General features: G+C 45.5%; 8 protein-coding genes. 2 read left to right on the top strand and 6 right to left on the bottom strand.

Annotation, left to right across the window (positions count from 1 at the left end; all coding sequences use genetic code 11):
- Positions 1-308 precede the first annotated feature (308 nt).
- From K5X84_RS09805 to K5X84_RS09815, 3 genes are all read right to left on the bottom strand, one after another.
- Positions 309-2084, bottom strand: a complete 1776-nt coding sequence (locus K5X84_RS09805; RefSeq protein WP_222235720.1) for a GmrSD restriction endonuclease domain-containing protein — start codon at positions 2082-2084, stop codon at positions 309-311.
- Positions 2085-2433: 349 nt separating this feature from the next.
- A complete protein-coding gene (locus tag K5X84_RS09810; protein ID WP_222235721.1) occupies positions 2434-3099 on the bottom strand; it encodes an AbiV family abortive infection protein in 666 nt (221 codons plus the stop codon).
- Positions 3100-3240: 141 nt separating this feature from the next.
- Positions 3241-4350 (bottom strand): FRG domain-containing protein, encoded by a 1110-nt coding sequence (locus tag K5X84_RS09815; protein ID WP_222235722.1) that lies wholly within the window; start codon positions 4348-4350, stop codon positions 3241-3243.
- 541 nt (positions 4351-4891) lie between these two features.
- Here K5X84_RS09815 and K5X84_RS09820 point away from each other — a divergent pair.
- Positions 4892-5605 carry a hypothetical protein gene (locus tag K5X84_RS09820; protein WP_222235723.1) on the top strand — a complete coding sequence of 238 codons (714 nt, stop codon included), beginning with the start codon at positions 4892-4894 and terminating at the stop codon, positions 5603-5605.
- Between the two features lie 167 nt (positions 5606-5772).
- On the opposite strand, the gene gcvP is transcribed toward K5X84_RS09820, so the two are convergent.
- The 3 genes from gcvP to gcvT form a co-directional block, all read right to left on the bottom strand.
- Positions 5773-8661, bottom strand: a complete 2889-nt coding sequence (gcvP, locus tag K5X84_RS09825; RefSeq protein WP_222235724.1) for an aminomethyl-transferring glycine dehydrogenase — start codon at positions 8659-8661, stop codon at positions 5773-5775.
- Between the two features lie 125 nt (positions 8662-8786).
- The gene (gene gcvH / locus K5X84_RS09830; RefSeq protein ID WP_054491221.1) at positions 8787-9176 is read right to left on the bottom strand and encodes a glycine cleavage system protein GcvH; all 390 of its coding nucleotides are present in this window, start codon (positions 9174-9176) and stop codon (positions 8787-8789) included.
- Positions 9177-9226: 50 nt separating this feature from the next.
- Positions 9227-10306 carry a glycine cleavage system aminomethyltransferase GcvT gene (gcvT, locus tag K5X84_RS09835; protein ID WP_222235725.1) on the bottom strand — a complete coding sequence of 360 codons (1080 nt, stop codon included), beginning with the start codon at positions 10304-10306 and terminating at the stop codon, positions 9227-9229.
- 141 nt (positions 10307-10447) lie between these two features.
- On the opposite strand from gcvT, the gene K5X84_RS09840 reads away from it, so the two are divergent.
- The gene (locus K5X84_RS09840; protein WP_222235726.1) at positions 10448-11290 is read left to right on the top strand and encodes a LysR family transcriptional regulator; all 843 of its coding nucleotides are present in this window, start codon (positions 10448-10450) and stop codon (positions 11288-11290) included.
- Positions 11291-11346 lie beyond the last annotated feature (56 nt).

Here is an 11346-nt window from a genome sequence, read left to right on the forward strand (position 1 = left end):
TAAAGAGGGTTGTTAATAACACTTGATTTGAGTACGAATCGATAGTCCGCTTCGTGCCAGGAGCGGACGTTATGATCCGGTTATTCGTTACCTAAAAGATTAATCTAAACTGAAACTTGCTCTGAGCTTTTTGAAACGATGGAGCTCTAAACCTACGCTGAAAGCTAATCTTTGAAACTTATGAAGCCTTCATAGTCAACTTTGAACTTTATTACCAATACCATTTTACTCATAAAACGCTTTCAGAACGGCAAATTGTACCCTGCGGTGACCGTAATAAAGCCTAAAATGACCTAGGCCATGCTTCCTTACAAAAATATCTTGTTCGCAGCCAACATTTTCTTTCCGGTAGCTAAGACAGTTGATGAGTTTTCACGAATATAAACATCATCTCCTAAAAACGATAACTCGCTCTGAGCGGGGATCCTCAAACGCAATACGGATTTGCTTTTGTATTCAACATAATCAGATTGAGAAAGCACTTGGCTTTTTAAAGGTTCTGATAAATCTGCATTGCGAATATAAGCCATAATTTTTTCGAGGTATTGTTCTTCATCGTACCCCAATATAGCTCTCTCCCTCTCAAGCCCTACAACATAACGAGCGCCTACTTTTACGGGTGTTACGTTATCAAGTTTCTCTATTCGATTTGCGTCAGTAGCAGAGTCAGCAACACCAATAAATATATATCCATCGGCATCTGGACCGACGTTTGCTATTGCACATATGGTTTCAATTATTTTCTTAGGAAGATTTGAATCAAACTTCCTACTGGCTGAGAGATCAACAAACCCCTGCTTACATTCATACCTAGATGTCTCAATTCGAGATCTTCGAAGAGAGTTTTCTAAGTCCAGAGCTAAGCCTGCTCCATGTCTCAGCATCGGAGGCTCAGTCTTTACAAAGTAGCGCTGAATTAATCCTGTAGTGGTATCTATATTTTTTATTCGGTCAGGTGTTGTTGAAAACTTCGCACTTGAAATCATCTTTTTGTGGAGACCACTTAATGCCTCCATGATTCCAGAATAGTCACTTGGTGTTTTTTCTTCCGAAATTACTAACTTATGAAATGCCATAAAGATAGCAAAGAAAGACCCTTTTATCGGGTTCGCTGATTTAGGGTTTACTATGGTTCTCAGTGCATTTGGTTCTGTGCTATAACCGTCAATTACCTCTCTCAAAACAGAGAGTGTAACCTTTACTTCCTCTATGAGCCTATCTTTTCCATAACTTGTAAATTCACGCCTAACTTTTTCATATTCACTTGCAGATTCATCATATATTTTATCGAATAAAACCTTACTTCTTGCTATAGGTTCGCCGAGTACGATTGAGGAACAAATATCTGCAAGCATTTCTTCGTCCTCGCTATCTCTTAGGTGCCTATTCCACAATATGCCCTGTTTGCACCAAAATATTTCTTCTGCTTTTAACGCATAGCCTAAATCTGTTCTCACAGAGTCAATACTAATTTCAGGCATTTCTGAAAGTGCGAGTTTATTTTTTGACGAGTCGCCTCGAATTTCAGAAGAAAGCTCACGGACAACCATAGAAAAACTGTCAGTCATTCCCGCTTGTCGTTTTTCTTGAGCACTAAGTTGTTTGCCTCCTGAATTTATTCTCCCGAAAACATCCGTAACCTGCTTATCGCTCTCTATTGGAAAGGTAGTAACTGCCAACTGGTAATCTAAGATATCGGCGCAAACATTAGGAGCAAAGAATTCACATCTGTCCTTACTTGAAGGAGTGAACGCCCCTGATTCTGCCGCTTGTCGTGCCCTAGTGAATTCGTTCGTATCAAAGTACTTACCATTAACAGGAAATGAGTTTTCAATGAATGAGAAAATTGCATTCAGCCTTTGCATTCCATCCATAATCTCAAAAATTTGATTAGCTCCCTCTGACGCATCAGCTAGTAGAATCAGAGGAATTGGATAATCTTTAATTAAACTATCGATTAAGTTCTGCTTTTCTTCTGTAGTCCAGACAAGTTTTCTTTGGTACTTTCTGTTTACTATCAGCTTGTCGTCTCTAAATAATCGGTATGCCTCCTGAACACTCATACCTCTCGGTGTAATACTCATGACCTGTCCCTAGTATTGTTGACCGCAGTGAGCTGCGGCAAATCGCTTTTTAAATAGTATAAATAATCATCAATACTCACACATTGTGATCTACATGTAAAACGAGTCAGGAACCGAAGAGCTTGCTTTACAAGAAAAATAAGGAAAGTAGCCTTATCTTAAAACGGTTTTTATGAAAGAAGTCAGGTATAGATGATGGCCGCCTCTCACTCATAGCAGACTGACTGTTTTGGCAGAGGCAGACATTAACGCCTTTGTTCAGCGGTACCCTTCTCGCACAGCGAAACGGGCACTCGATGGCTGGCAGTCAGACCCGTAATGAGCTTCAACTACTTTTTAAAACTTTTTGTCAGTCGAGAAATTTAGAGAAAGGGATCTCGCCTTCTTCGATAAGCCCTTCCGACTCCATTGCTCTGAACCAACCGTATAAAGCTTCTTTCTGCTGTTCCAATGTACTTTCCTTGACTGGGCCAATATGGGCAACCCAAAGCTCAATTTCTCTTTCTGTATGGACTCTGCTTTTTGAAAGAATTTGAGCTACAGACAAAATGCTTTTCGCTGTACTCTCATCTATCACCACTGACGGAACAGACCAATGAGCGTTACCCAGGCAGTCTGTGTAGAAGCCTATCTGCTTAACATTATCCAGAACTTTTGGATGCTCTCCCTGAGGGTAGGTAATCTGAGCAAACTCTTCTAATTTGCGAGCGCCATTAAAGACCAAGTCAGGCAGAATCCATGCAACATTCTTCTTTGTGTGTGAACGATACGACTTCCAGGCTGCTTTTAACGCTTTACCGTCTCGAGCAGTAGCCATCTCGCGCAAGATAGCAGTTTTACCGGACTCTTCTATTGCTAATATGGCAAGAGAAGCGGCGGAGGGATATCTCTGAGAATCGAAGAGAATTTGTGCATCCTCAATTAGTCTTCGAGCATTTTCACAAGCCACATTCATGCCATCAGCTATCTGTGAATAGCTAAGGTTACTCTTGAACTGCTTCAGAACATTTGCCATAAAACTTTATCCGTCGGTTATAACGTCGCCAGCACGCATGGTTTTATGGTAAAGGCGAAGTCGCAACGAAAATTACGCCGCTGTAACTAACATTGTTATGAGTTCTCAATCTTAGCTAGTAGCTATTCTGCTTATTCTTTTTTAAAAGTTGGTTTCACGAAGTTCTTCACAAACACCGTCGATACTTGGGAACATCGATCCAGCAGTAATACCCATGAACCGAAGATCTCTCATGACATGCTCTCTTTCATTAGCGGGAATATCAATAGCTTGTATGTAGGCTACCTTGTCATCCTTGGCTTTTTCAAGAAGGTAGGCCTCAATATCATCTATATTAGTCACGGTAGTTACAGCCTGTTGGGGTACAAGTCTCGGATTGTCAATTGCGATGAACTCCATAACCGACAAGTGAGGACAAGGAGGATCTAAATTTTGAATCTGGGTGTAATTGTTTATCCAGGCTTCACTATTGAATATATAGATCCTTACATAGCCGTCCCCGTCATAATTTTGGGGTAAGTCTCGAAAAGCAAAAAACGCTGATACAAAAGGAGAATAAGACCAGTCTAACAAAGGGGTAGGATATCCGTGATGCTGTAATAAGTTGAAAAAAGATCCATTTTGATCTGGAACCTCCAAGTTGAAATAGTGTTTCGTTATCGCACTCAACCTCTTATGGAGCTGCTTGACATCTTTACTGGTAAATTCACTGATTCTATACCTCCCCTTCCGATGAAAAGACGTTCTTAGGCGCCATGGTTCTCTTTGGCCGCGAAATAAATATTTAGATTTAGAAAAGCCCGACAAATAATCTTTAAAATCTTTCCAGCTCTTAACTGTGCTAGTTACTTTGGACTGCGAGTTACTTATCGGCCGAGACAAAGTGCTTTCCCAATAAAAACCCTCACTCGAATTGGCTACAACTATTAACTTTTCATTCTCTAGTTTCAAAGATATTTTTGCTTCACTTGAGTGATGGACCTGATCAGAGTATAGATGCTTAATATCGTCCCATTGACACTGGAAACCTGAGCGAGGATCGACAGGGTTTATAAAAGCCTCGGAAACATGTTCATTACCTGTACTCTTTGTAGCAAAGCGGCCTACTGAGGAGGGGAGGTTTCTGTCGTCTGGCATAACGTAAGCCACACCCTCCAAATGACTGCCAACTTGATCGATATTGATCATTAGCCTGCCATCTGCTGAACCTTGATATCGACCTATCCATTGACCAACCATGTTTCTTTCCATAATCAAAGTACCTGCGTCCGTAACAAAATTACAATTAGGGTTAGACAAATACTAACTGCTTTTCTGTCCAGGATCATTTGAGGAAGATTCTTAACAATACTAACAAAATATAGAGTGGAAATAATGAACGCTTTATCCAAATCTAAAAAGTTACATATCACTGCGCAAATTGTCCGCTATGAGCGAGCAGCGGACCTTCTGACTTTCGACCTACTTCAACTAGTGACGACCCGTCCTGTTACTCGTAAGTGTGGGTGATGCTAACGATGCGCAGTAGGTTCACTACGACAATATTGCGCGCTTTGTTGTTCTGTTGTTTATTTAAATCGTTTACTGTCAATGACATAAGAAAAATAAAGATTAGATATTGTGCGCTAGATAGAGTGTAATTGAGCAATGCTCAAATTGCCTTTGCTAACTCGGAGCCTTTCAAAGCAGCAATGCTAGCTTGAACAATAAGTTAAGAACCGAAAACTGCCAATTGAACGAGTTCCGAAGTGCGCACGCACAATATATAAATGTTATGAAGAAAGGAAAGTTTATGCGATACAAAAAAGTTGAGGGATTCAAATTTTTACATGTGGCTAATGCATTTTTGTCACAAGTACCTTGGAAAGTGACTTATGAGGGAAGAAAGATAGAATGGGATGCCGCTTTAGATTTATTGTACCCCGAAGTCGCTAAAGCTGAGCAATCTTGCTATTTGGTTTATTTAGATGATGAAGTTAAACCAGTTTATGTTGGTCAGTATTCTGGGGTGTTTAAAGATCGCTGGGGGCTGAAAAAAGGTAAATATATTTGGCATGGCAAGCATGACGACACTATAAAAGCGGCGTTAATCGAAGGGCGAAAAGTTTCCATTTGGCTTTCGGTTGATCCTTATGCCGAATTAAGTGATGGCCGAAAGGTAAATATAAACAAGGGCATAGAGCAAATTATCATCGAGGCAATTCAGCCAAAGTGGAATACTACGGGTAAAAGCAATGACTCTACAGTCGGTGAACCAGTAATAAATATTTGCGCTAAATATGACAGAAATCTTCCGGAAATTGCCAGTTCTGTTTGGGCAAGTTTTGAAAAGGACAATTTGAATAACTATTTGGAAAAACTAATTAAAAAAGATGAAATGAGTTGGGGGGAACTTCAAGAAGAAAAAATGACTGGCTTGTCTAGGTGTCGTCATTTTCTCAATTACGTCTCCTCTGGTGTAAAACCTGAAGATGCAATGGTTTTTGTTTGGAGAGAATTTCCATAGAATTAATTCGTCATAACAAACCGATACACACAGATATTTTACTCGCTGACCAACGATATTGGCGATACGACTTTATACATAAAAAAGCCCGCTAAAAAGCGGGCTCCATATTCATGTCACTGAGATATCGAACCTGACGTAAACGTCAGGCCCCCACCGCAAGACTATTACCGATATTCTTCAATGCTCGGACATGAGCACATCAGGTTACGGTCGCCGAATACGTCGTCTATACGGTTAACGGTTGGCCAGAACTTGTCGTAACCAACGGCTTCTACCGGGTAGGTTGCCGTTTTGCGGTCGTATGGGCGGTCCCACTCTGCGTCGGTAATGTCAGCCAGTGTATGCGGTGCATTCACCAGTGGGTTGTTGTCTTTTGGCCATTCACCGGCAGCTACTTTCTCGGCTTCGGCTTTAATGCTGACCAGGGCTTCAATAAAGCGGTCCAGCTCAGCTTTAGACTCAGACTCGGTCGGCTCAACCATAATGGTGCCCGCTACCGGGAAGCTCATGGTGGGTGAGTGGAAGCCGTAGTCCTGCAGGCGCTTAGCTACATCAATTTCAGCAATACCGGCAGCGTCTTTCATTGGGCGCAAGTCGATAATGCATTCGTGCGCGACACGGCTGTTGCGGCCACGATACAATATTTTGAAGTGCTTACTGAGCTTCTCAGCCAGGTAGTTGGCGTTCAAAATAGCGGTTTCTGAGGCTTCACGTAAGCCACGTCCGCCCATCATGGCAATGTACATCCAGGAAATGGTCAGAATGCTGGCACTACCAAACTGCGCAGCAGATACCGCGCCGTTGCCTGCTTTAGGCCCGTCGATATTCACAATAGAGTGGTTTGGCAGGAACTCAGCCAGGTGCTGCTTCACACCAATAGGACCCATGCCAGGACCACCACCGCCATGCGGAATACAGAAGGTTTTGTGCAGGTTCAGGTGCGATACGTCAGAGCCAATGTAACCCGGTGAGGTTACGCCAACCTGTGCGTTCATGTTGGCACCGTCCATGTAAACCTGACCACCATAGCTGTGAACCAGGTCACAAATGTCTTTAATGCCTTCTTCGTAAACACCGTGGGTAGACGGATAAGTCACCATAATGCACGACAGGTTCTCGCCCGCTTCTTCGGCTTTGGCTTTTAAGTCGTCCATATCCACGTTGCCGTGCTTGTCACAGTCAACCACCACCACTTTCATGTTCATCATCTGAGCTGAAGCCGGGTTAGTACCGTGTGCAGAGCTTGGAATTAAGCAGATATTGCGGTGCCCTTCGTTGCGACTCTCATGGTACTTCTGAATAGCCAGCAGACCCGCGTACTCACCCTGCGCACCCGAGTTCGGTTGCATCGACATATCGTCGTAACCGGTTACGTCAATTAACCACTCAGACAAGGTGGAAACTAACTCGTAATAACCCTGTGCCTGCTCTGCCGGGCAGAACGGGTGCAACTGACCAAACTCGGGCCAGGTGACCGGAATCATCTCGGCGGTGGCGTTCAGCTTCATGGTGCACGAGCCCAGAGAAATCATTGAATGGTTCAGGGCTAAATCTTTGTTTTCCAGCTTTTTAATGTAACGCAGCATTTCGGTTTCTGAGTGGTACTCGTTAAATACCGGGTGCTGTAAATACTGAGAAGTACGCACTAAGTCAGCAGGAATAGATTCAACGTCGCCACCAGCAACACGGCTGTCTAATACGTCAATGTCTAAACCGTGGTTGTCGCCAAACAGCGCGGCAAATAAGTTTTCAACGTCGTCACGTGTTTTGGCTTCATCCAGGCTAATACCAAATACGCCTTCGCCGTCAACGCGTAGGTTAAGACCCAGCGCTTTACTGCGCGCTAGTACATCTGCGGCGTTTTCTTTCATTTCAAAGGTCAGGGTGTCAAACCAGTGGCTGTTAACCAGTTTCACGCCTTTGTCCTGCATACCTAGCGCGACAATGTCGGTTAAACGGTGAATGCGGTTGGCAATACGACGCAAGCCTTCAGGGCCGTGATACACAGCGTAAAACGACGCCATGTTCGCCAGCAGAACCTGCGCAGTACAAATGTTCGAGTTCGCTTTTTCCCGGCGTATGTGCTGCTCACGGGTCTGCATGGCCATACGCAATGCAGGGCGTCCGCGCGAGTCTTTAGAAACCCCAATAATACGACCAGGCAATGAACGCTTAAACTTGTCGCGCGTAGCAAAGAACGCGGCGTGAGGACCACCATAGCCCATTGGCACGCCAAAGCGCTGAGCGTTACCGAACACCATGTCGGCGCCCATTTCGCCCGGAGACTTCACCATTAACAGGCTCATTAAGTCAGAAGCAACGGCAACAATGGCCTTCTTCTCCTGCAGCTCACCAATTAACTGTTCAATGCTATGCAACTGGCCTTGTTTGTCCGGGTACTGCAACAGTGCGCCAAACACGTCATGATCAGAGGCTTCACGCGCCGGTCCGACAATAATGTCGAAACCAAAGTATTCGGCACGGGTTTTCACCACGTCAATCGTTTGCGTGTAAACGTTGTCGGCAATGAAAAACGCGTTGGATTTTTTGTTTTTAGAAACGCGCTTCGCCATAGCCATGGCTTCGGCGGCCGCGGTGGCTTCGTCCAGCAATGAGGCGCTGGCTAAATCCAGGCCGGTTAAGTCCATGGTCATTTGCTGGAAGTTAAGCAGCGCTTCTAAACGGCCCTGAGCAATTTCCGGCTGATACGGCGTGTACGCGGTATACCAACCCGGGTTTTCCAGCACGTTACGCAAAATAACGTTAGGTACTACGGTGTCGTAGTAACCCATACCAATGTACGAGGTACAAATTTGGTTCTTTTTCGCGATGTTTTTAAGACGGGCCAGAGCTTCGCGTTCAGTTTGCGGCTCCCCTGTCTGCAGGAACGGTTCACGCAGAATCGCACCAGGCACAGTGTCTTTGGTTAATGCTTCTAAAGAATCTACACCCAGCTCAGCCAGCATGGCTTTTTGCTCATCAGCGCTTGGGCCAATGTGGCGGCTAATGAATTCATCGTGGTGCTCTAATTGCGTCAGGGTAGTACTGCTCATTTAACTCAGCCTCGTACATTTATCGGAAATTTATCGAAAACTTATCGGATACAAAAAACAATGAACCCCGGCTAATTTCCGGGGCTCAGGACGCTCTGTGTCATTGGTGCTATGCGCCAATGGCCTCAGTCTTCGTCGATTGAAGCCTCGTAAGTGTTCGCGTCTAATAAGTTGTCCAGCTCGCCGCTGTCATCTGCTTTTATACGGAATAACCAGCCGTCACCGTAAGGGTCGTTGTTGACCGTTTCAGGGGCATCTTCCAGATCTTCGTTAACCGCAACAACTTCACCGGTCATTGGTGCGTAGATATCTGAAGCGGCTTTTACAGATTCAGCGACAGCAATATCGTCGCCTGTGGCAACTTTGTCGCCTACGTCCGGTAACTCAACAAACACCATATCGCCAAGAAGTTCCTGCGCGTGCTCGGAGATACCGACAGTAAAAGTACCGTCGCCTTCATCACGAACCCATTCGTGGGTTGATGCGTATTTCAGATCTGCTGGAATATTGCTCATATTGCTTTCCTTCTACCCGGGTTACCCGGAATGTATTGAATCTTGTTCGATTATAAAACAGATTGACCGTTTCTGACGAAACCTGGCTTAACCACCTTCACCGGCATTTGTTTCTTACGCATTTCCACTTCCGCTGTATCACCAACACTGGATGGAACGCGAGCCATTGCAACTGAGAAACCAAGTGTAGGCGAGAATGTACCAGAAGTGATGATACCTTCGCCACCCTCAACGGTTACTTTTTGACCGTGGCGCAGCACACCTTTCTCTTCCATTACAAGACCGACTAATTTGTCATGACCTTTCGCTTTTTTCTGCTCTAAGGCTTTACGACCAATGAAGTTGCGATCAGCCGGTTCAAACGCTACGCTCCAGCCCATATTGGCTTCCAGCGGCGTGATGTTCTCGTCCATGTCCTGACCATACAGGTTCATGCCAGCTTCTAAGCGCAGTGTATCACGAGCACCCAGTCCACATGGAGCCACATCGGCTTTTAGCAAGTCATTCCACAAGGCTTCAAGCTGCTCGGCCGGAACCACAATTTCGTAGCCTTTTTCGCCGGTGTAACCTGTGGTCGCAATAAAGTAATCGCCAACGTCTTTACCCACAAAAGGCTTCATGCCGTCAATGTCTGCGTACTGCTCTGCGGTTAATACGTTTTGAATTTTTTCAGCGGCTTTAGGGCCCTGCAAAGCCAGCATACCCATGTCGTCACGCTCTTTGGTGGTGACATCAAAATCGGCCGCGACTTTTTCAATCCATGCCAGGTCGCGGTCGCGGGTTGCTGAGTTAACAACCATGCGGTAAGCGGTTTCTGAGAAGAAATACACGATAAGGTCGTCAATAACACCGCCGTTTTCATTCAGCATACTGGTGTATTGTGCTTTGCCTTCGGTTTTTAGCTTAGCAACGTCGTTAGCCAGCAGGTAACGCAAAAACGCCTGAGCCTGTGGCCCTTCTACGTCAACAATGGTCATATGCGACACATCAAAAACACCGCAGTCACGGCGTACAGCATGGTGCTCTTCAATTTGTGAGCCGTAGTTCAGCGGCATGTCCCAGCCGTGAAAATCAACCATCTTCGCACCCGCTTTTACGTGTGCATCGTACAGTGGCGTTCTGCTACCCATACCGTGTTCCTTCTCTGTTCACTTTATGTGCGTGTGTATGGGCGCAAATTATAGGCGTGATTCGTTTAAACTTAAAATCAATAATGCTTATAATGGTATTAATTTTTCAAATACCCAGTAACTACTTTATAAAGCGAACCAATGAAACATTTATCCTTAGAAGCCTTACGCAGTTTTAGTGCGGTTATAGAGCTGGGCAGTATGACACTTGCCGGCGAGCGCATGGGCCGTTCTCAGCCTGCTATTAGTTTGCAGCTTAAAAAGCTGGAGCAGCAACTGGGCGTTGAACTGCTAACGCGCCAGGGCAGCGGCTTTGCTCTTACCGCCGACGGTGACGTACTGTTTGATTACGCGCAGCGAATGTTGGCGCTAAATGACCAGGCCTGGGCGCAGTTCGAACCGCAACAGGTTAGCGGTAAAGTGCGGCTGGGTATTACCAGTGAATTCGCGTCCAGTCTGTTGCCCAAAGTATTGGGTCAGTTTGCTCAGGTTTACCCACAGGTCACACTGCAGGTGACTTCGGCGTTGAGTAAAGACTTACTGTCCGGACTGGGGCAACAGTTCGATATTATTCTGGCACTGCGCGAACAGACCAATAAAAGCGATGTGTTGATTCAGCGCGAAGAGCTGGTTTGGGTGGGCTCCCCTGCATTGGTCGAACAGCCCAGCTTGCCTTTGGTTGTAGCTCCGGAAGGATGCATTTACCGCCGCCGTGCCGAACAGAGTCTGCAACGGATACATCAGCCCTACAGAATTACCTACACCAACACCGACTTCTCAGGGCTTACCGCCGCCCTGCACAGCAGCTTGGGAATAACCGTATTGGCCCGTAGCACGGTGCCAGAAAGTGTTTCGGTAATTGATGCGCTTGCCAATGGAAAGAAATTGCCAGCCCCCGGCTCTGTAAACGTCATTATGCGCCTGGCCGGCGGCGCTTCAAGTGCAGCCTCTCAATTAGCCGACTACCTGAAAGCGAGGATTTGAACATCTCACCTGACGTGAACGTCAGGCTACATCTGGTGAGTGCTGAGCCGCTGAGA

The sequence above is a fragment of the Idiomarina abyssalis genome (assembly GCF_019797805.1).
GTDB classification, from domain to species: Bacteria; Pseudomonadota; Gammaproteobacteria; order Enterobacterales; family Alteromonadaceae; genus Idiomarina; species Idiomarina abyssalis.